This window comes from Nonomuraea sp. NPDC049378 (assembly GCF_055586745.1).
Genome location: NZ_JBVJHP010000018.1, coordinates 51,440 through 72,478, shown reverse-complemented (window position 1 = coordinate 72,478; position 21,039 = coordinate 51,440). Strand labels below are relative to the sequence as shown.

Here is a 21,039-nt window from a genome sequence, read left to right as displayed (position 1 = left end):
TATGCCATGAAGTCGCCGTTCGGCATCGTGGTCCGCATGACCTTTCATGTGATCGTGGGTCGCGGGGCCACCGCGACCAGGACCGCCCTGCACCTGGCCGGCGACGGCGAGCGCGTACGAATGATCAGCCGCACCGGCGGAGGGCCCGAGCACCCGCTCGTCGAGAGGGTCGCCGCGGACGCCACCGACACCGACCGGCTCACCCGGCTGGCGGAAGGGGCGGACACCCTGTTCACCACCGCCGCGCCGCCGTACCACACGTGGCCGGAGCAGTTCCCCATCCTGTCGGCGTCGCTGCTCACCGCGGTCAAGCGGACCGGACCCGCCTACGTCATGCTCGGCAACCTGTACGGCTACGGGCCGGTGGACCAGCCGATCAGACCCGACTTCCCGCTGGCCGCCACCGGACCCAAGGGACGGGCCAGGGCGCGGGTGTGGGAGGAGGCCGCCGCCTCGGGGGTGAGGGTCACCGAGGTGCGGGCCGGCCAGTTCTTCGGCGCCGGCGCCTTCTCGGTGTTCAGCCTCATGGTGCAGCGCCCGGTGCTCGAAGGCCGGCTCGCCCTCGTGCCGCAGGAACCCGACGTGCCGCACAGCTACTCGGCGATCGGCGACACCGCGCGTACGCTGGTCGCCGCCGCCCGCGACGAGCAGGCGTACGGGCGGGCGTGGCACGCGCCCACCTCCACCCTGTCGGTGCGGGACCTGGCCGGCCGGCTCGCCGAACTCGCCGGGGCGCCGCGGCCGCGCCTGGAAGAGCTGACCGAACGCGACCTGACCCTGCTCGCGCTGAATGATCCGTTCTGGGCGGAATTGCACGAGGTGCTGATCAAGCCGGGCCACCCGTTCGTCGTCGACCACTCCGAGACCGAGAAGGTCCTGGGAGTGAGTGCCACACCGGTCGACGACGTGCTCCGCGAACTGATCTGACGCGGCCGCCGGTTGGTGAGGTGAGCGGGCGCCGGAGCACGAGGTCGCCGCACGGACCATGCCCGCCGCAAACCACACAAAAGGGGTTGAGGAACCGTCAGCGGCCCGTGTTGGATGACCACGGCTTCAAGCGGGAGCGGTACACAGGGCGGTGCAGCGCGTGGCACAGGCAGCAGCGGACGACGGCACGACACGGAACGGACGGAGGCGCTGGCCGCTCCTGCTGGCGGTGGCGATCGACGCGCTGGGCACGGGCCTGTACCTCCCGCTGTCGCTGCTGTACTTCCTCGAAGTCACCGACCTGGACCTGGCGACGATCGGTGTCCTCGTCAGCGTGACCACCGCCCTGACCCTGCCGGTGCCGATTGTCGTCGGCTGGCTGGTCGACCGGTTCGGGCCGCGGATGGTGGTCGCCGGCGGTCAGGCGCTGCAAGGGTTCGGCTTCCTGCTCTACCTGACGGTCTCCGGAGCGGCCTCCCTGGTGGTCGCCGTCCTGATGACGGGGGTCGGCCTGCGGGTCTACTGGTCCTCCGTCTTCACGCTCGTCGCCGACCAGGCGGACGCCGAGGGGAGCGAGGCCAAGGACCACTGGTTCGCGAGGACGGGGATGATCCGGGAGGCGGGGGCCGGCGGTGGAGCGCTGCTCGCGGGCGCGGTGCTCGCCGTCGACTCCGCGCGCGTCTACGACGGGCTGGTTCTCGGCAGCGCGCTGGCGTTCCTGGCCGCCGCGCTGCTGGTCGTGTTCGCGGTGCCGTCCACACCACACGTCCAGGCCCCGGTCCAGGGCCCCTCCGGCCACCGGGCGCTGCTGCGGGACCGCCCCTACCTCGCTCTGATCGGGACGTCCACGATCTTCGCGTTGTGCAGTTCGTTCCTCGCCCTGTCGTTGCCCGTCTACGTCGTCCAGGGCCTGTCAGGACCGAGCTGGGTGTCCGGGCCGCTGCTGGCCCTGAACACCCTGCTGCTGGCCACCTGTACAGCCGCCCTCACCCGCTTCGTCCGTCGCCGCTGCACCCGTCCCCGCGCCATGGCGTGGGCCGGGGTGCTGTGGACGCTGTGGTGCGCCGCGTCCGCGGCCGCCGTGCTGCTGCCGTCCGAGGCGCTGGTGCCTTACCTCGTGGCGGTGGTGTTGTGCTACACGGCCGCCGAGATGGTGTACGGACCCGCGTCGAACGCGCTCGCCGCCGAGGCCGCACCGCCAGGGTCCAGGGGAACCTACCTGGCGGCGTTCCAGTACTCCTTCGCTGCCGCCAACATCCTCGCCCCCGGCCTGTTCGGCCTGCTCTTCGGCCAGAATCGGCTGCTCCCCTGGCTCGCCGTGGGCCTTCTCGCCGCGCTGGGCGCGGCGCTGATGCTGCGCCTCGAGCATCGCCTGCCTCAGGAGCGCCGAACGTCCGGGCCCACGGACACCGCCCGGAACGGCGCACCGGACACCAAGGCGACCGATGAAGGGGCAGCGCACTAGTCTGGTTCGGGGACGACCCGGACGGAGGCGCGGGCGCGAATGAGCGAGACCGATCCGCACATCCATGTCGACCGGAAGGTGCTGGAGGCCGGCGCCGACTTCCGCAACGTGATCGCATCGACGCTGGGCCGCGCACCTGACGCGCCTGGGGTCGTCACCACCGGCTGCGGCATCCAGGTGTCCAGCGCGATGACCTCGCCGCATCCGGAAAGCGTCACCTGCCTCGCCTGCCGCGAACACGCCCAGCAGGAATATGTACGCTTCGCCGACCTGACGGAGCGGCTGGGCGGTATGCCCGGCTCCCCCATCACCGGTGACCAGGCCACCCAGGCCGCGCGCTGGGCCCGCGACCGGGCGCAGCGGTTCGCCAGCTGACCCGCGCGCCGGCTGACGTGCGCGCCTGTCTCCTCTTCGGCCGTCAGCCGAGGAACCGCAGGAGCGCCTGCGCGGTGTCGTACGGGCTGTCCTCGGGAAGGAAGTGGCCCGCGTCCGGGATCATGGTCAGGCCGGCGCCGGGGATCGCGGCGGCGAGGCGGGCGGCGGTGGCAGGGGGAAGCCACTGGTCGTTCTCCCCCCACAGGACCTGGGTCGGAACGGTGATCTCGGGCAGCCGGTCCTCGATGTCCCTGGTGTCGTCGTCGCTCACCGCCGCGACCTGATCGATCCAGCGCTGCTGCCCGGCGGCTCCGTCCCACGGGGCCAGGTAGGAGCTCGCGACGGCCTCGGACATGGGCCGGTGGGTGGCGGTGTGCAGGCGCGGGCGGATGATGTCGGCGAAGACGTGCGCGGGCATCGTGCGGTAGACGTCGGCGTGGGTCCGCATGTGGTGGGTGAACGGCGTCAGCCACGCTCCGAGGACGGCGGCGTCCAGGAGCGCGAGGCGACGGACGGGCATCCCGTGCACCAGGTGGGCGCGGAGCGCGGTGGCCCCGCCGATGTCGTGCCCGACCAGGGCGGGGGCGTCGAGGTCCCAGTGCCCGACGAGCTCGGCGAGCGTGCGGGCCTGCAGGTCGATGGACGGGACGACGCCCGGACCCGGCTGGGAGTCGCCGTATCCGAGCAGGTCCCACACGTGTACGGCGTGCTCGCGGGCCAGGATGGGAGCGACCTCGCGCCACAGGAAGGAGGAGGCGGGGGTGCCGTGGATGAGGATCACGGGTGATCCCTGGCCGAAGACGTCGGTGGCGACCTCACCGCCGGACACGCGGACCCGGTGACGAAGCTGCCATGTGCCGGACTCGGTGTGCGCGCTCATACCACTCCTCCTGTAAGGGGTATAGTTGGCTTATTCCGGTTACAGTAGGAGATGTAAGGCTTGAAGGCAACTTTTACCGGTTACGCGTGGGCGGCCGGGGTGGCGACAGACCTGGTCAACACCTCACCGGCAGTCCAGAGCGCGGGCGAGCTGCTGCCCGATCCGGCCGCGCTCTCCCGGTTCCTGGCCGAGCACGACCTCCACCCCGACGCCCTGGCCGCCGGCCGCACCCCGTCCCGCGACGACCTCGCCCAGGTGCTCGCCCTCCGCCATGAGGTCCGCGCCGTCCTCGAGGCCACCGCCGAGGAGCACGCCGCGCTCCTGGCCACCACGCTCGCCAGAAGAGCAGGCACCGCTCCGGGCCTCTACCGTGACGCCGACGGCAGATGGCAGTGGTACGTCGCGACCACCCCGCAGGCCTCCGTCGCCGACGAGCTGGCCGTACTCATAGGCGTGGGCCTGCTCGCCGTCCTGCGGACCCTGAGCCACGACCGCTTCCGCCACTGCGCCTCCCCTACGTGCGACGGCATGTTCGTCGACACCAGCCGCGCGGGACGCCGCCGCTACTGCACGCCCGACCTCTGCGGCAACCGCGTCAACGTCGCCAACCACCGCGCCCGCCGCCCGGCCGCCGGCCCCCGTTCCGGCTGAGCGGGACACCAACGAAGGGCTCGCAACCGCGAAGATCGCTATTCGCCGGAGGATCGAGCGGGCGCGGCATCGCGCGTCAGGACCACGGCCGTCCCCGGCCCGGCTCCGAGTACGGCCGTTGCGACTCGCAGGGTGCCTGCTGGTGCCGCTGTTGCGCGTACGGCTGCTCGTACCCCGGCTGCATGGGGGCGCCGTCCTCCCATGGTCCGTCTGGCCGCTCCGCCGCGCCGGCACGCCGGCGAAGCAGCGGGACCGCGATCGCCCCCGCCACGCCCGCCGCGCCGAGGACGACCGCCGCGATGAGAACGCCGAACAGATCCGCGCGCAACGAATTCCCGAACGCGTCGTAGACCGCCGCGACCAGTGTGCCGGTCACCTCGTCGGCCGCGACCGCGCTGTTGCCGAGCAGCTGATCCTTGCCGACGTCCAGCGCGACCATCGCACCACCCATGCCGAGCGCGACCGCGCAGCCGGCCGCAGCCAACGTCACGAACCGCCGCCGCGCGATCAGGATGGCGAGCCCCAGTACGCCCAGCGCGGCAACCGGCAGCACGCCGGCCAGCGTCCCGAGCTGGGTGACGGACTCCCGGGCCCGAGCGATCTGCGGCGAGTCGACCAGCGTGAGCCGGGTGTCCGCCTCAGCCGGCGCCCGCGGCAGGGTGATGCCGTGGGCCCTGAGTCGCTTGCGCACGTAATCGATCAGGTCGCCGGTGTCCACCACTATCTTGGTGCCGGTGCCGTCCACCACGAGGTCACGCGCCGCCAGGTTCGCGTCCAGCCAGATCTGCCGCGCCTCCGGGGTCGCGAGAATGGTGGCCATCTGGGTGTGCACGCGGTCCTTCCACCGGGGCGGAACCGCGTAACCCTTCTCGTCGGCCGCGTCGAACGCGGCGTTGGCCAACAGGCGTTGCAGCTCCCGATCCTGCAGGAGCGGAGCCACCGTGGTTCCGTACGCATCGGTCTGCAGCTGGCCATCGGCCCACCGCACAGGTACGGCGGTGATCGCCACGAGACACCCGACCAGAACTAACAAACTCGCGACAAATCCCCTGACAAAATTCATCAGGACACCGTGCCAGCTCTCCGGGGTAGCTGTCCAACTACACTCGGCTCCCACCGGCTCCGAGTTCGCGCGTTCCGGGCAAGGTCAGTGTCGGCCGAAGCCGGCAGGATGCAGCCTTATGGACGTGAACGACTTCAGGCTCGTCCTCCAACGATCCCCGCAGGCGGAGTGCAGATCATGACCGAGGGTGAGATCTTCGAAGCGATACGGTCCGGCGCTGGGCCAGATGTCCTGCCGGTGGCCTCGGCCGAGGCGGTCGCTGAGGCTGAAGCGGCCATTGGATACCCGCTCCCTTCGCTGCTACGGCGGTTGTATCTAGAGGTGGGAAACGGAGGTTTCGGACCTCGAGGTGGCATCATCGGCGTACGGGGTCACGACTTCTGGAGCAGCGACATCTTCGCGGACATCACCGAATCGGCTGAGGCGTTTCGCACCGCGTCCCACGGACGACGGGCAGGCATGATCCAGTTGTTGGACTGGGGGTGTGCGATCGCGTCACTGGTGGATTGCCGTGATCCTGAGGGCGCGATGTGGGGATGGGATCCCAACGCGTGCTGCTTGGATCACGCGCTTTTTCCTCAGGACATCACCTTCGCTTCGTGGCTCGCGGAGTCGATCGGCCGCGACTTCCCCGAGCCCTTCTATGACGGTTACTTCGAGAACTCGTCACAAGACAACACAGGGAGCGCGGTGAGCCCCAGCGGAGAGGAGGATGAACCGTGCATGTGGGTGCCACCCGTCTGGGTGAAAGGCAGGAAGGCCGGCACCTGGGAGCGCCGTCACCAGTCCGATGGCTGACGGCTCGGGCCAAGAAGTTCCAAGGACAGGGCTCCTAACCGGCTGAAAGATCGACCTGGTCGACGTGCCTCTCGCCGGAGCCTCGCTGGACCGCCAGGTAGCGGAACGCACCGAGGACGACTGGGTACACGCCTGGAGCGACCACTTCGAAGGAGTCTGCGGGCCTCTGAACCTCGGTGAGCTGCTGGAAGCATTTCGCGACTTCGCCGGTATCGCCCCTGACTGATGCACCCACCGAGTATGGCGCGCGACAGCCACGGAAGCCGGGGCGCCGGCGGTGTGACCGTTACACCCCCTGAGCAGGCGCGGCGGTGCTCCCATTCGGCAGGTCCCGCCGCCGCACCACCGAAAGAGAACGGACACGCACACCTGGGAGCCGTACACGCGGCGGGCCATGAGGACGCGTTTCCACGACTCGTCCGGGTTCGCTCTTCAAAGTTCAGGAAGCGCGTAGCCGCAGATCTGCCTGGACCCGCTCATGGATGTGCGTTATCAGCTTGAACAGGTCCGGGCAGTACACCGACGGATTGAGGTACCCGGTGCCCTCGCGGTAGCGGTGGGCGTAGTAACCTCCGCCGCACACCCTCGCCACCGGACAGCTCACGCAGGTCTCGCACAGCGCGGCCGCCCCCGCCTGACGTGCCGCCATGCCTGGGTGCTCCAGCGCCCGGTCGAAGGGATGGTCGAAGACATTCAGCCCAGTCCCGGCAGCACCCTCGTACCCCGACTTCAGCGTGTCCACCTGCTCGATGGTCCCGTCGGTCTCCACCACGACCAGCACGTTCGGCGCCAGCCCCACGGAGTCCACCCTGCTTTGCCCACCGAGCACCAGCTGGATGATCGACTCGAACAACCGCACACCCGTCTCCTGCCGGGGTGCGCCGTACCAGCGCTCGAACACGGCGATCAGCCAGTCCGCGTACGGCGTCGCCTCCACCCCGGCCGCGCGCAGTGGCGGCGGCGTGGACCAGGTGCCGTCCGGCAGCAGAAAGTCGACGACGGGCGGCCCGAACTCCAGCAGCGACTCGTACACCTGCACCGGATCGTTCGCCACATCGACCACGCAGTACAGGTGCGAGAACAACTCCCGGTACGGCTCGGCCCGCAGCCGCCGCAGCCCAGCGGTCACCTCGGCGTGGCTTCCACGGCCACCGGTGTAGCGGCGGTGCCTGTCTTGCGCCCGCGCGTCCCCATCGAGGCTGACGCCGACCGCGATACCCTCGGCCAGCAGCACGTCCAGCACCTCGTCGGTCAGCAGCGTGCCGTTCGTCTGCAGCCGGAAGCTGAGCTCGGTTCCGGACGGGAGCGCGGCGCGGACGCTGCGTGCGGCATGGGCGACGGCTTCGCGTCCAGCCAGCAGCGGCTCGCCGCCGTGGAAGACGACGTTGACGTACTCGACGCCATGCGCGACCACGTGCTCCGCGATGCGGAATGCGGCGCGCTCCACCGTGGCTGGGTCCATTTTTCGCGGACGGTCCCGCCACGACTGGTCGGCCATCTCGTAGACGTAGCAGTAGTCGCAGGCCAGGTTGCACCAGCCGTGCAGCTTGAGCGAGAACTGCTGGAACGGCGCCGGTCGCCAGGCCCCGCTGTCGCGGGCAGCCGCGCTCCACTCCTCGGTGGGCCACATCATCAGGGTCCCTTCGACGCTGGACGGGCGCGGTGGTCAGCCGCGCCCGCTCTCTTCTGGACCTACCGGTTGTGCCTGCCAGCGAGGATCTTGGCCTCGGGCTCGGCCCCCGCGCGGATGGCCAGTGCGTTGTCCAGGACGGAGGAGGCGGTCGAGACGGCCTCGGCCGCGGTCTCGGTCACGGCCTGCGCGATCAGCGGGGCCTGCGGTGCGAGCGCGAGCGACGCCGCGGCTGCCAGCGCAACCACGATCCGCGTGTTGTGACTCTCGGCGTGTGTAGCGTCCATGGGAATCCTCCTTTGTCGGAACGACATTCGGTTTTCCTTGCGATCAACACCACACGGTGGCCAGGCGGCAGGGCCCTGGACGAACCCACCCGGATACTTGTCCGCCGTGGGGCAGTGACCTTGGTCATGGCCGGGTCGCGACCGGTTCCAGGTTGGCGAGCATGATCCAAGACTGGCGGCCCCGTTCCGGCTGCGCATCCGTCGCATGACTGGACATGGTCCTGAGTGCCGGCTTTGAGCTCCTGGGCGCTGTAACGCCCGGGTGTCACATTTCTCGGCCTGGCCGCGTCACTTGTTATGACTGGCGAAACGGAGAAATGCGACAGATGACCGAGCAGAAGCGGGCGAGCGGGCGGCCTCCACCTCGGTGCGGGACCGCGGTCTGGGAGGCGTGGACGCTGCGCCCGCCGGGGGTGGTCGGGTAGTGCTCGTCCTGGATGCGTGGGCTGCCCAGCGCGGAGACCGGGTGACGGGTGATCTCGGCCAGGACATCGTCCCCTCCGATCCTCTCTGCTCGGGCCCGTCCCTTCGGTGGATGCTCGTTCGTCAACCGGATATGAGCACACTTCACGTGGAGCGGGCACGCGCAGCATGGCCAGACAGGGCCGTGGCGCACGCGTCGCACGGCGCGGTGTGGCCAGAGCTGTAACGCGCCGCCCATGGGAGAGCGGGCAGCGGTGGCCGTTTCGCGACCGTGCCGTAGCTGTTTCGACTGAGCGAGCGCGACGACCCTTTGGGACTCCCTGTGGCTGAAATCTACGGAAGAAGTGCGGAGAGGGCTGTCATCGACGAGGTGCTCGCCGGCGCGCGCGCCGGCGACAGCGGGGTCGTGGTGGTGCGTGGTGAGGCGGGAATCGGTAAGACGGCGCTGCTGGAGTACGCCGCGACCAACGCCGCCACGGACATGCGGGTGCTGCGTGCTGCGGGCATCGAATCGGAGACGGAGCTGCCGTTCTCAGGGCTGCATCTCGTGCTCGCTCCCCTGCTGCACCTCCGGAACAAGCTGCCAAGGCCGCAGTCCGAGGCGTTGGGTGCGGCGTTCGGCCTGGTCGACCAGGCCAAGAGTGACCGGTTCCTGCTCGGGCTGGCCACCTTGTCGCTGCTGGGCGAGGTGGCGGCGGCGGATCCCCTGCTCGTGCTGGTCGATGACACGCAATGGATGGACCGGTGCTCGGCTGCGGTGTTGTCGTCGGTGGCGCGCCGGTTGCGTGCCCAGGGCGTCGCGCTGCTTTTCGCCGTGCGAGACGGGTACCCGACGCCCGCGCAGGGCGTACCGGACGTACGGGACCTGCGGCTGACGGCCCTGGACCGGGACTCCAGTGCCATGCTGCTGGGCGACCTGGCCGGTCACGTCAAAGACCATCTTCTGGCCGAGGCCCAGGGCAACCCGCTCGCCCTGCTGGAACTGTCGGCCGCCCTCACGCCCGAGCAGCGTGCCGGCGAACTGCCCGGCGCCACGTTCCACCTCCATCACGGCCCGATGTCCGGACGGCTGGAATCGGCCTTCGCCCAGCGAGTCAGAGCGCTGCCCGAGCGAACCCGATCGCTGCTCCTCGCCGCGGCGGCCGACGACAGCGGCGATCTGCACCTCTTGCTCACGGCGGGCCGGCAGTTGGGCGCCGACGTCGCCGACCTGGAGCCGGCCGAGGACGACCGGATGATCCACATCTGCGGTGACCGGTTGAGATTCACCCACCCGCTCTTCCGCGCCGCCGCCTACCGTTCGTCGTCGCTGCCGGCCCGCCTGGCCGCTCATGCCGCGCTGTCGGAGGCGTTCAGGGAGGGCGGCATGGCAGACCGAAGCGCGTGGCATCGCGCCGCCACCGTACACGGCACCGACGAGAGCGTGGCCGCGGAGATGGAACGCACCGCCGAGAACGCTCGCGCCAGGGGCGGTCACGCAGCGGTGGCCACCGCCTATCATCGAGCCGCTCAGCTCACATCCGACCTGGGGCAGCGCGCCCGCCGCCTGGACGCGGCGGCACAGGCCGCACTCCATGCCGGGATGACCTCTTTCGCGACCCACCTGGCCGATCGCGCCTGGCCGATCGCGCGCGACCCGATGGTCCGCGCCGGCCTGGCGATGGTCCGCGCGGCCATCGCCCAGGAGCAGGACTTGCGGGCTCGGCCGGAGGAGACGGTCGAGGCCGCCGCCGGGCTCGCGAAGCAGGCTCCTGACACCGCCGCCACCATGCTCCTCTTCGCACTGATCAGCGTCTGGAGCGATGGCGAGCCGTACCAGCTGCCCCAGCTCGCCGCCAGTACGGCCATCGTGCCCCGCTCTTCACCCATGCTGGCCGATGTCACCGCAGCGATCGCTCACCTCGCCGACGAGCGATGGGCGCAGGCCGTCCCCCACATCAGATCGCTCGTCCAGGAAATCTCCAACACCGCGAACCTGGCTACGTGGCAGCGCATAACCGTACAGTGGTGGTTCCTGTGGCTCGCCGACATCCATGCGGGCCAGGAGGGCGCGATGGTCCTGGCCGACCGATGCCAGGCCCAGGGCAACATCGGTATGCTGCCCCGCGCCCTGCTGCATCTGGCGCGCAGCCAGTTGCTCCTCGGCCGGCACCGAGACGTGCTGTCCACCAGCGAGGAGGGCCTGCGCGTCGCAGCGCACACCGAACAGCCCCACTTCGTCGGCCACCACGCCGGACTGCTGGCCTGCGTGGCGGCGATCGAGGGCGACCAGGCGCGGTGCACCGAGTTGACCGAGGACATCCTCGCCGATGGTGTGAGCGAGCGCGGCATCGAATGCGTGTATGCACGCGCGCTGCTGGACCTGGGAAACGGACAGCACGAGGCGGTGCTGCGCCGCCTCGCGCGAGTTCCCGAGGCTCTGATGCGCCACCATCCCGCCATCGATCACAGCCTTGGCACCGCCACCCTCGTGGAGGCCGCGGTCCGTCAGGGCCACCCCACCCTCGCCGTGGTCCCACTCGCCCGGCTGCGGCGATGGGCACACGCTACGGGCCAGCCGTGGACCGTGGCCATCGCGGCACGATGCCAGGCCCAGCTTGCCAGCGGCGAGGAGGCCGAACGACACTACGAGCAGGCCATACGCCTACACCGGCAAGACGATGCGTACCCCTTCGAAGCGGCCCGCACCCATCTGCTCTACGGTGAGTTCCTGCGCCGCAGGCGGAAGCGCAACAGAGCTCGCCCGCTTCTGCGGTCCGCGCTCGACACCTTCGAGCAACTCGGCGCAGTCCCCTGGATCGACCGCGTCCGCAGCGAGCTGCGCGCCACCGGCGAGACCTCCCAACCCAAGGAGCAGACGTCTGGGCTGCTGGACCGGCTCACCTCTCAAGAGCTGCAGGTCGTCAGGCTGGCCGCAACCGGGCTCAGCAACGCCGACATCGCGGCCCGCCTGTATCTCAGCCCGCGTACCGTCAGTTATCACCTGTACAAGGCCTATCCCAAACTCGGCATCGGCTCGCGCAACGACCTGGCCCGCATGGACCTCGACCCGGACGGATGACGGTGGGAGGCGGTAGCGGGCCTGTTCGCGGCCGTATACGTATGTGTGAGTGCCGTCCTCCATGCCACCCATTCATCAGAAATGAGCGAACTTCCGGACAAATCCGTAATATATCCAGACAATCCCTCTGCAGTTCTCGTTGTAGTTCGGCGGCAACTGGTTGTCGCACGCGAGGTACATGTCCGCGACGAGAAGCCGGTCCAGGTACAGGCGCTTGGCGTAGCCGTCCCAACCGACGTGCTTGTAGTTCCGGTAACCGAAGTCATGCCGGGTGCAGGCCCTGGTGAAATCCACCTGTTTGGGCCACCCGGCGCCCTTCGGCGGCACCAACGGGCGGGTGGGCGAGTGCGTGCATTCGTTCGTGTCCCAGTTGAAGTTGTAACTGTCGTAACGGACGTTGTGCCGCGCCGCCCAGAACATGTCCCGGCTGGCCTTGGTGTTCAGGGTCATGAGGTACATAAGGCCGCGTTTGCTGGTCCACAGCGTGGCGAAGGCCACGTTGCTGTCCGCGCTCCCCGCCCTGTTCACCGCCGTCACCTTGAAGTCGTAGTCGCCCCACGGAACGTACTTGAAGGTGATCGACGTCCTCGCGATCGGATAGCGCGCCCGCTTCCAGGAGGTGCCGCCGGCCCTGCGGTAGTGGAGCCAGTAGTAGACGTCGCGGGTCGCGCTGGGGTTCCAGTTGAGGGTGACGTATCCCTGGTGGCCTTCGGCGCGTAAGGCGGTGGGCGATTGCGGCGGGGACAGCTTCGGCCCGCCGCGCACCACGTTGGTCGCCGAACTCTGACCGAAGGAATTGGCCGCGACGACCTTGAAGTCGTAGGGCTGGTCGTTCCACAGGGGGTAGCCGACCCGCGTCCGTGTCTTCAGGGTCGGGAGCTGGAAGTAGTACCAGGTGCTGGAGCCCGCCGACCTGAAGAACAGCCAGTAGTAGACGCGAGAGGTCGGGCTCGGGCTCCAGGCCAGATCCACATAGCCGTTGCCCGTGCCGAGGAACACCAGATCGGACGGAGGCTTGGGGAGGCCGGGGCCCGGCATGGCTGTGACCGTGTTGGTCGGGCTGCTCGCGCCGACGCCGTTGACCGCGACGACCCGGAAGTCGTACCAGAAGTGGTTCCACAGGGGCGCGGTCACCATCTTCTTGGTCACGGTCGCGGGCGTCGTGTCCTGCAGGACGTACCAGGCGCTGCGGTCGTGTGGTTTGAAGTGGATCTGGTAGTAGACGGGGAAGGACGGGGTGGCATTCCATTCGAGCTGGACATATCCGTCACCGGTGCCGGCGACCTGCAGACCGGTCGGCGGTTTGGGGAGGGACGTGGCCGCAGCCGTGGCCCCGGCGGCTTCACGCCGTGCGGCCGGTCGCGCGGCCCGGCTCGACTGAGCCGGGCTGGACAGCGTGGCGGTGGCGGAGGAGGCGGAAGAGGTGACGGTCACGCGGACCCGGTCCGACAGCGGCCCGTCACCGGCCGCGTTGGTCCCAGCGACGGCGAACTCGTATACGTGCCCGCCCGTGAAGGGCCCCACTTGGGCCTGGGCCGTGGTCGCGGGATACTCGAGCTTGCGCAGCTCCGTCTCCCCGGCCGTGACGTCGCGGTAGTGAACCCAGTAGAAGGCGCCGTCGATGGCCGTCCAGGTGAGATCGACCTTCCCGCCGGCCTGCGGGGTCGCGGTCAGCCCGGTGATCTGTCGGGGAAGCGGCGGCATCGGCTCGGCGGACACCACCGCGCTCGCCTTCCCCTCGCCTCCCGCGTTCTCGGCGGTCACCTTGAACTCGTAGGTGTGCGCGTTGGTCAGCAGGCCCAGCTCGGCACGGGGTTCGAACGCGGGATAGGCCAGCTTGACGAACGTGCTCTCCCCGGCGGTGACGTCGCGCTGATAGACCCAGTACGTACCGGCGGTCTCCACGGCCTGCCAGGTGAGCGTGACCTTCCCGTCGCCGGCAGTCGCGGCCACGCCGGTGGGCGCGGCGGGTGGCGGCACGTCGGCCACCGCCCTCGCCACGTCGCCGGCAGGGCCCTCGCCGCCGTCGCCGACCGCAGTCACCTTGAACTCATAGGTGTTACCGCTGATCAGCCGGTCCACTGTCGCCGTCGTGGTCTCCACCGGGGCGTCCGACCTGGCGAAGTCCGTCTGCCCCGAGGTGACGTCGCGCCGGTGGACCCAGTACGCGCCGGCCCGCGCGACCGCGTTCCAGGTGAGCTTGATCGTGCCGTCGGTCCCGGCGGTCGCGGTCAGGCCCGTCGGAGCGCCGGGTGGACGCATGGTGGCCGTGGCGCTCACGACGTTGCTCGCCGGCCCTTCGCCGCCCGCGTTGACGCCGGCGACCCTGAAGTCGTAGGTGGTTCCCGAGATGAGCTGCGTGGACCGCATGGTGGTCGTGTCGCTGGGCAGGTCGAGCGGCGTGAACTCGGTCGTGCCGGTGGGACGGTGGTAGACCTGGTACGTCTCCGGGTCGCCGGTGGCCGACCCGGTCCAGCGCAGGGTGACCGTCGCGTCCACCTCGGCGGTCGCCGTCAGGCCTGTGGGCGCGCTGGGCGTGGCGAACCGCGCCGTCATGGTGACGACGTTGCTGGGGAGGCTCTCGCCCACGGAGTTGGCTGCGGTCACCTTGAACTCGTACGTGTGGCCGCTCTCGAGCCCTTCGATCTTCTGCGTGGTGGCCTCCGCCTCCTCCACCGGCACCTGCGTGAAGAGGGTTTCGCCTGCGGTGACATCCCGCTGGTGCACCAGGTAGGCCACCTCCTCCTCGGCCGCGGTCCACGTCAGCGTGGCATCGCCCACGGTCCCGGCGGTGACGCGCAGGTTCGTCGGCGCGGGCGGCACGGAACTGCGGCCGCGCGTGGTGACCACGGCGCTCGGCGTCCCCTCCACCCCGTTGGCGGCGACTGCGCGCACGTAGTAGGCGTAGTTCACGCCGGGAGACAACCCGCCGTCCTGCAGGCTTCGCTCCTGGGTGGGATATCCGGTACGGGCGAAGTGCGTCTGACCGTTGTCGAGGTTCTTGCGGTAGACCCAGTAGTCCAGCGAGTCGCCCGGCGGCGGCGTCCAGCCGATCGTGGCGACCCCTTCGCTGGACACCTTCACCTGCACGCCGGTCGGCGCCGCGGGGCCGCCGGTCGACGGGGGCGGCCAGGGCACCTCCAGGAATCTGGGCCGGTAGATGCGGACGTCCTTGTAATGATCGGCGTTCTCGATGGTGTTGACGTCGTAGGACAGCAGCAGTTCGCCGGGATCAGAGAGCTGCGGGTGGGCCCGGCCGTGGTAGATGAACTGGCGGTACGCGCTCAGCTCCGGCTCCGGCGCGCTCTCCAGATAGATGGGCCCGGTGAACGGGCCGGTCGCGGCGTTGGAGACGTACGCGACGAGCCAGTGACTGAACGGCTCGTGGCTCTCCTGCGTCACCAGAACGTACTGGTTGCCGCTCTTGTGGACCGAAATGCCCTCAGGGACGCCGCTCATGAACCGGGCCGACGCCGACTCCTGCGCCGACCAGCCGCTCCCGGTCCAGAACTCCCACGCCCCGCCGAGATCACCGGACGCGACCCTGGCGACGTGGCCGAACTTCAGTCCTCCGGCCGGCTCGCTGCCGTAGACATAGGTGTACGCGCTGTCCTCCATGATGGCCGAGCCCCAGCCCACCGGCCCTGTCAACGACAGGTCGCGGACCGACGAGACGGTCAGGCCCGGCAGGGCGAACGTCACGAGCGAGGTCCCGACGCGTTCGAAGGCGAACGGGCCCTCCTCCCCCGTCTTTCGGAACTTCCCATAGACAGCCTGTAACTGCCCGTCCGCCACGGTCGCGTCGCCGACCCAGTAGAACTCGTCGGCGGCTGAGGCGATCACCAGGGACTTGGGCTGAGCACTGCTCCCGCCGTGGATCGTGGGGCCGAGAGCTGAACCCTGCTGCACGACGATCGAGTTGTTGATGAAGGGTGCGCTTTTCGGCCTGGAGAAGTCGCTGTTGACCGTGCCGAGGAAGGTGTCGGAGAACAACCACGCCGTGCGGCCGTCGGGCAGCGGCACCGAGACGGTGGAGTCGCCGCCCGTCCAGTGGCCGCCGCTGTTGCCGTAGTTGCCGAACATGGCCCGCAGCTCGGACGCGTCGGGGTTGGCGGAGCTCTGGGCCGCGGCGGCCTGGGCGGACCCCGGCGGGAGGAGCGCCGACGCGACAGCGGGCAGCGGGGTGACCAGCACCAGGGCCAGAATCAGCGAGATGATCGCGGCCGGCAGGCGGGCGTGACGCATGGAGCCTCCCTGGTGCTTACACCGACTGGGCACGACGTAGACGGTAAGGACCCAGGCGACCCCGCGAATCAGTCTCCTGACTGGGTTTCGCGGTATGCGCCTTGGCGGCGACCTGGCGGATCCGTTCCGGCACGGGCACGCGTGGTTCAGCCGGTGCGGCGGGCCGCGGCACTGGCGGCTTGAGCTAGCATCGGCCGATGTCCTACCTCATGGCAGCTTTCGCGGTGTGCGTGGCTGCCGCAACAGCGCTGGTCCTCGCCCGCCGCCGCCTGACGATCGTGACGGTGGCGGGGAGCAGCATGCTGCCCACCTACCGCCCGGGAGACAGGGTGCTGGTGCGGAAGATCGCCCTCCGGCGACTGCGGCGTGACCACGTGCTGGTGTTCGAGCCGTGCGGCCCCCAGGGCTGGAGCAGGGGCCCGCTGCCACGGCCAGAAGCCGCCGAGTGGGTCATCAAACGCCTGGTCGCCTTGCCTGGCGATGCAGTGCCGCCGCAGGTCATCACCGCCGTCGGCGCCTCCGAAGGCGCGACGGTGCCGCCGGGGAATCTGGTCGTGGTCGGGGACGGCGTGGACAGTGCCGACTCCCGGATCTGGGGCTACCTACCGGACGACCGCGTCCTGGGGGTGGTGGTGCGCACGCTGTCGCCTCCCGGAGTGGCCGGGGCGGGCTCATAACCCGAGGCCTGCAGGTCGAACAGCCGCGCATAGACGCCGCCCGCGGCGATGAGATCGTCGTGACTTCCCCGTTCGACGATCCGCCCGTCATCCAGCACCGCGATGAGGTCCGCGTGCCTGATGGCGCCGAGCCGGTGGGAGATGAGCACGCTGGTCCGGCCCTGCCTGAGCCGGCGCAGGCTCATATGCACGGCATGCTCGGCCTCGGCGTCGAGGCCGGAGCTGGGCTCGTCCAGGATCAGCAGGTCACGATGGCGTCTCATGAGGGCCCGAGCGAGGGCGACCCGCTGCCATTGACCGCCCGAGAGCACGACCCCGGACTCCTGATCGTGCTCCCCGAAGAAGGTCCTGCTGAGCAGGGTGTCGTAGCCGCGCGGCAACGCGCTGACAGTCCCATGGACGCCGGCTTCGGCGGCGGCGGCCTCGATGCGGTCCCCGCCGTTGTCTCCGGCGGAGGCCAGGTCGCCCAACATGATGTTCTGCCCGGCCGTCAGATCGTAGGACATGTAGTCCTGGAAGACCGCGCCGATTCGTTCACGCAGGTCGACGGGACTGACCTCGCGCAGGTCCGTCCCGTCCCAGCGAATGACTCCGCGGTCCGGGTCGTACATCCGGCACAGCAGCTTGACCAGGGTGCTCTTGCCTGCGCCGTTGAGTCCCACCAGTGCCACGGACCGGCCGTACGGGATGAACAGGTCGATGCCGCGAAGGATCCAGGCATGATCGCTGGAGTAGCGGAACCAGACGTCCCGTAGCTCGATGCCGGCGCGCAGCGCGGGCAGCGGGGCAGGTGCGGCTGGAATCGGCAGGTCCGGCCGGTCCCGCACCACGGCGAGATAGTGCCCGAACAGCAACAGAGCGTGGTGCGCCTCAGCCCACTGCCCCACCAGGGAGCCGAGCGCCGCCTGCACGCCTGCGGTCGCGGCGATGAAGACGGTCACATCGCCGACGCTGATGCCGCCCCCGGCGGCGCTCACGACCGCCCACAAGATCCCGGCCCCGGCTACGGCCGTCCCCAGCAGCGACAGCAGCCCATGATGGCGCAGGGCGCTCCTGTCCAGGTCACGTTCAGCGGTGTTGACCGTGCGCAACTCGGCGAGCATCAGTCCGCGCAGGTAATCCCCCAACCCGAACAGGCGGACCTCCTTTGCCGCCTCCGGCGTGGTGAGCAGGGAGCCGAAGAAGATCTGCCGCCGCATGTTGGGCGTGATCCGCGCCTGCACGGCCGCCCGGCGGCGGCTCAGCGAGAGTTGCACCCCCACCGACGGAAGCGCGGCCACGATGATGATCGCCACCAATGGCGGGTTGATCGCCGCAAGCGTCGCGACGAAACCCGCCATGGTCACCAGGGCCTGGCCGGCCGCCAGCGAGGAGGTCACCAGGCGGTCGGGAGCGGTCTCGCCCGCCTCGGTACCCAGCCGCAGATCATCATGGAATCCGGGATCCTCGAACCTGCTCAGTCCTGGATGGATGTTGACGGCTGCGAACAGGCGGTCATAGATGAGCGTCCTGAGCGTGCGGCGCAGCTGCCCCTGCACATACGTCGACAGGGAGGGCGCGGCGATGAGCACCAGCCCCGCCACCGCCAGGGCGGCCGTCACCGGCAACAGCCGGCCGAGGTCCTGCCGGGTCGCCAGGCCGTCGATGACCAGCTTGGTCAGCCATGCCGTCAGGACCGGGGCAACGCCGGAGACCAGCGCGATCAGCACCGAGCCCACCGTCGCGAGCGGGTGCGCCCGCCAGCTGAGCGCGGCAGCCGTACGGGCACGCTCGGGCAGCGAGCCCGCGCCCGGCCGGGAACCGGGGACGCTCACGCCAGTGCCGACCCGGACAGCTCGGCGGGGTCGCCCGCAACCGCAACGATCACGGCGCCGGCGTCGACCAGGAAAAAGGTAGGGTACGAGGTCACCTGGAACGCCTTGCCCACCGGCCCGTCATGCGGCTCGACCACGATGGTGGCCGCCTGCGCCAGGTCGTCGGCGTAGATCGCGGCGTCGCCGTCGTCGGCCGCGATGATCGCCAGCGCCTGCCCGGCCGCCTTGGCGCGCTCGACGAACCCCGGTAGGTACACCCTGCAGACCGAGCAGTCGGTCGAGAACACCCCGACGAGACAATAGGGCGCCGACGCCCCGCCGGCAGTCTCCGCGCCGGTGAAGAACCCACGCGAAATGACGCTCCCGTCGAGACTCACCGCGGTGAAGTCCGGCAGTTCCGTGCCCGGCAGGGCAAATGGCGGCGGCGTGAACAGGTTGTCCAGGCGGCTGCCGTGCTCACGCAGGCGGCGCGTGACGCCGAGCACCAGCAGCAGGTTGACAGCGGTCAGGCAGCCGAGGAGGATCACGGCGGCGACCAGATACGGCATGAGGCGGTCCTTGGGTGAGGGCTGCGAGCGTTCGCGGAGGGCGTGGCGTTTGAACGGCCGGCCGGCCGGCGAACAGGTCCACGAGGTCGTCGAGGAGGACGACCGCCAGCGCGGCAGCCGCACCAGCCACCAAGGCGATCACGACGCCCGCGGGATGCAGGCTGTCGGGCTGTGCTTCCTGATGAGCCGCGACACCCGCCGCAGCGGCGAGAACGAGGAGCACGTTGCGGATCAGATGCCGGCCGCCCAGCGGCGACGCCGTGGCGCCGAAACATCGGCAAGGGGTCCGGGCGCCGGTGCGGATCACCCGCCCGATCGCCGCGCAGAAGGTCAGGAGCACGGCGCCGGCCAGCACGAGACCGGCCGGCGCCGTCCCTTCGGCCACCAGCAGTACGACGACGCTCGCCTCAGCGGCAACGACAGCCGCGCCGACGGCGACCGTCACCCTGGAAGGTAGACGGGGAAGCACATCAGGCACCGACCCGGCGAACCGGCCGAACGCGTCCTTGCTTCTGAGCTTGCCGAGCACCGCCACCAGAAACACCAGGCCGATCGCGCAACGCAAGCCCAGGGCCACATACTGCATGTTCGAGTGAGACGGCTCGTCGATCAGGCAGGGTTGCAGTACGTCCTGCCGGCGACGATGCAGCACCGGAGGCGGTAGAAGGGGGAGGGGTACTCATACCAGCACGTCTCGGCGTTGGCCGTCGTGCTGGGCAGTACTCGGTCAAGGAGCCGGTCGGCCAGGTGATTGATGGAACGGAGCATGGGGGGTTCCTTCATTCAAGCCGACGTCATCACGACGCCCGCAGCCGATGGGCGTGCATCACCCTCGTGTGCAGAAGGGCGATCGATCATGCCCGTATCGACCGCAAACCTAACTGTCGTGCCGCCCGGAGAATAGGTACATCATCAAAACCCAGTCACCTGTCATATACGACACGCCTCCGCACGGTGTTGTCCCACACGGGTGCTCGTCGACCGACATATAACCCGTATCTCATGGATCGGCCATGAGCAGCAGGGCTGGACGCGACCGCGGCGCGTGCTTGCGATGGCGAGGCCGGGACTCGGCGAGACGGCGCTGGTGGAATACGTGGGCTCCGGATGGGAGAGAGGCTGAAGGCTGGGGATGAGTGGACCGATCACGATTTGATCTTCACCACCCGGCCCGGAGGCGCATGGGGCGATCAGGCGGAGATCTTCATCAGTCCAAACTGATCAGGAGGGACGACCACCGCGCGATTCATCGAGGCCGAGTGCTCGGCGAATCTCATTCCGAAACGACAGCCACAGCACCCGGCATCGCCTCCGTTTGCAGAGCCGTTTCGACGATGCGGAGGCCGTATATCGCCAAGGTATGTCCGACCGGCGGCAAACCCGCCCGGCATGCCATCTTCCCGGAACGGGACGACATCACGGGGGACTGCAACCTGACCGGGTTGCATGATCGGCCCCCGCGAACCCAGCGGAGTAGACGGATAGCGAAGTATCTGAATGCCCAGCGTCAATGACAACTTAACATGATGTCTGCAGACTGGAAATCGGAAAAGCCCTTGCGGCCCACGAGACCACGTGGAAGAGAGCCGCCTGCCCCTGTGGAGGGAACACGGTGAGCAAAATGCTACTCCGCGCCATTCCGGCTTCCGTCGGCGTGCTGTCTGCACTATTGGCGACAGCGGCCGTACAAGGGCCGGCTTCGGCATCAGCACGCGACACCTACAAAGCCAAGCACGGGTCTGACACTGCGACTGTCTGGATCGCCTCCGAAACGATCTATGTGAACGACGGCGAGAAGGATGGACGTGATGTCGTCGGGCAGGTCAAATGGTGGGATTCTCGGTACGCGCAGATACGCGTGCACAACGTATGGGACCGCAAAGCGGACGGTGAAAGCGTCACGGGCAACGCCCCCGGCCCCGTACGCGGAATCCGGGTCTGCGAGAACGATGGGACGCCCGACGGCGCGTGCTCCGCATGGGTAGGCTGACCGGCCCTCGCGGAGATGGATGACTCGGGAGAACTCGCCTCCGGGTGCACGACACGCCACAACGCCGCGACCTCCTGATCGAGGAGGGCGTCAACCTCCGAGTCGTCCAGGGGGTCCTCCGCCACACCCGTGTCACCACGACAGAGCGCTACACCATGTCGCCACACTGCAGATGAAGGACGCCGGCCAGCGCGTGGACGAAGCC

Annotated in this window: 18 protein-coding genes; 9 read left to right on the top strand and 9 right to left on the bottom strand. The window is 69.3% G+C overall.

Annotated elements, in window-relative coordinates; genetic code table 11:
- The first annotated feature begins 36 nt into the window (after nt 1–36).
- The 3 genes from ACZ6SA_RS34330 (at nt 37) to ACZ6SA_RS34320 (ending at nt 2,767) form a co-directional block, all read left to right on the top strand.
- Nucleotides 37–927, top strand: coding sequence for a Rossmann-fold NAD(P)-binding domain-containing protein (locus tag ACZ6SA_RS34330; protein ID WP_465832875.1), 891 nt, complete (start codon nt 37–39; stop codon nt 925–927).
- Nucleotides 928–1,087: 160 nt separating this feature from the next.
- Complete coding sequence (locus tag ACZ6SA_RS34325; RefSeq protein WP_347646038.1) at nt 1,088–2,392, top strand: MFS transporter; 1,305 nt, start codon at nt 1,088–1,090, stop codon at nt 2,390–2,392.
- 39 nt (nt 2,393–2,431) lie between these two features.
- Nucleotides 2,432–2,767 (top strand): hypothetical protein, encoded by a 336-nt coding sequence (locus ACZ6SA_RS34320; RefSeq protein ID WP_347646037.1) that lies wholly within the window; start codon nt 2,432–2,434, stop codon nt 2,765–2,767.
- A 43-nt stretch (nt 2,768–2,810) separates the two neighbouring features.
- Here ACZ6SA_RS34320 and ACZ6SA_RS34315 read toward each other — a convergent pair whose 3' ends face one another.
- A complete protein-coding gene (locus ACZ6SA_RS34315) occupies nt 2,811–3,647 on the bottom strand; it encodes an alpha/beta fold hydrolase (protein WP_347646036.1) in 837 nt (278 codons plus the stop codon).
- A gap of 60 nt (nt 3,648–3,707) precedes the next feature.
- On the opposite strand from ACZ6SA_RS34315, the gene ACZ6SA_RS34310 reads away from it, so the two are divergent.
- Nucleotides 3,708–4,298, top strand: coding sequence for a CGNR zinc finger domain-containing protein (locus tag ACZ6SA_RS34310; RefSeq protein ID WP_347646035.1), 591 nt, complete (start codon nt 3,708–3,710; stop codon nt 4,296–4,298).
- A gap of 76 nt (nt 4,299–4,374) precedes the next feature.
- Here the strand turns inward: ACZ6SA_RS34310 and ACZ6SA_RS34305 are convergent, their stop codons facing one another.
- The gene (locus ACZ6SA_RS34305; RefSeq protein WP_465832871.1) at nt 4,375–5,238 is read right to left on the bottom strand and encodes a hypothetical protein; all 864 of its coding nucleotides are present in this window, start codon (nt 5,236–5,238) and stop codon (nt 4,375–4,377) included.
- Nucleotides 5,239–5,538: 300 nt separating this feature from the next.
- Here ACZ6SA_RS34305 and ACZ6SA_RS34300 point away from each other — a divergent pair, with 300 nt between their 5' ends.
- Together ACZ6SA_RS34300 and ACZ6SA_RS34295 are read left to right on the top strand one after the other, a co-directional pair.
- Complete coding sequence (locus tag ACZ6SA_RS34300) at nt 5,539–6,159, top strand: SMI1/KNR4 family protein (RefSeq protein WP_465832869.1); 621 nt, start codon at nt 5,539–5,541, stop codon at nt 6,157–6,159.
- A 49-nt stretch (nt 6,160–6,208) separates the two neighbouring features.
- Nucleotides 6,209–6,385: a hypothetical protein gene (locus ACZ6SA_RS34295; RefSeq protein WP_465833057.1), complete on the top strand. Its 177-nt coding sequence runs from the start codon at nt 6,209–6,211 to the stop codon at nt 6,383–6,385.
- Between the two features lie 213 nt (nt 6,386–6,598).
- On the opposite strand, the gene ACZ6SA_RS34290 is transcribed toward ACZ6SA_RS34295, so the two are convergent.
- A complete protein-coding gene (locus tag ACZ6SA_RS34290; protein ID WP_465832867.1) occupies nt 6,599–7,792 on the bottom strand; it encodes an FxsB family cyclophane-forming radical SAM/SPASM peptide maturase in 1,194 nt (397 codons plus the stop codon).
- 59 nt (nt 7,793–7,851) lie between these two features.
- On the bottom strand, nt 7,852–8,076 hold the full coding sequence (locus tag ACZ6SA_RS34285) for a hypothetical protein (protein ID WP_347646031.1): 225 nt from the start codon (nt 8,074–8,076) through the stop codon (nt 7,852–7,854).
- Between the two features lie 745 nt (nt 8,077–8,821).
- Between ACZ6SA_RS34285 and ACZ6SA_RS34280 the strand changes: the two genes are divergently transcribed.
- Complete coding sequence (locus ACZ6SA_RS34280) at nt 8,822–11,560, top strand: helix-turn-helix transcriptional regulator (protein ID WP_465832865.1); 2,739 nt, start codon at nt 8,822–8,824, stop codon at nt 11,558–11,560.
- 75 nt (nt 11,561–11,635) lie between these two features.
- On the opposite strand, the gene ACZ6SA_RS34275 is transcribed toward ACZ6SA_RS34280, so the two are convergent.
- The gene (locus tag ACZ6SA_RS34275; protein ID WP_465832863.1) at nt 11,636–15,805 is read right to left on the bottom strand and encodes a phospholipase A2; all 4,170 of its coding nucleotides are present in this window, start codon (nt 15,803–15,805) and stop codon (nt 11,636–11,638) included.
- Nucleotides 15,806–16,002: 197 nt separating this feature from the next.
- On the opposite strand from ACZ6SA_RS34275, the gene ACZ6SA_RS34270 reads away from it, so the two are divergent.
- Entirely contained in the window at nt 16,003–16,482 is a 480-nt protein-coding gene (locus ACZ6SA_RS34270) for a S26 family signal peptidase (RefSeq protein ID WP_347646028.1), read from the top strand.
- Here the strand turns inward: ACZ6SA_RS34270 and ACZ6SA_RS34265 are convergent.
- Genes ACZ6SA_RS34265 through ACZ6SA_RS34250 form a run of 4 tightly spaced genes read right to left on the bottom strand, consistent with a single transcriptional unit; the run spans nt 16,404 to nt 19,612 of the window.
- Nucleotides 16,404–18,296: an ABC transporter ATP-binding protein gene (locus tag ACZ6SA_RS34265; protein WP_347646027.1), complete on the bottom strand. Its 1,893-nt coding sequence runs from the start codon at nt 18,294–18,296 to the stop codon at nt 16,404–16,406. The two genes, ACZ6SA_RS34270 and ACZ6SA_RS34265, sit on opposite strands and share 79 nt — an antisense overlap.
- Nucleotides 18,293–18,844: a TlpA family protein disulfide reductase gene (locus ACZ6SA_RS34260; RefSeq protein WP_347646026.1), complete on the bottom strand. Its 552-nt coding sequence runs from the start codon at nt 18,842–18,844 to the stop codon at nt 18,293–18,295. Before ACZ6SA_RS34260 ends, ACZ6SA_RS34265 begins: the two co-directional genes overlap by 4 nt.
- A complete protein-coding gene (locus ACZ6SA_RS34255; RefSeq protein ID WP_347646025.1) occupies nt 18,753–19,430 on the bottom strand; it encodes a MauE/DoxX family redox-associated membrane protein in 678 nt (225 codons plus the stop codon). Before ACZ6SA_RS34255 ends, ACZ6SA_RS34260 begins: the two co-directional genes overlap by 92 nt.
- 23 nt (nt 19,431–19,453) lie before the next feature.
- A complete protein-coding gene (locus tag ACZ6SA_RS34250; RefSeq protein ID WP_347646024.1) occupies nt 19,454–19,612 on the bottom strand; it encodes a hypothetical protein in 159 nt (52 codons plus the stop codon).
- A gap of 844 nt (nt 19,613–20,456) precedes the next feature.
- Here ACZ6SA_RS34250 and ACZ6SA_RS34245 point away from each other — a divergent pair.
- Nucleotides 20,457–20,834 (top strand): hypothetical protein, encoded by a 378-nt coding sequence (locus ACZ6SA_RS34245; RefSeq protein ID WP_347646023.1) that lies wholly within the window; start codon nt 20,457–20,459, stop codon nt 20,832–20,834.
- Nucleotides 20,835–21,039 lie beyond the last annotated feature (205 nt).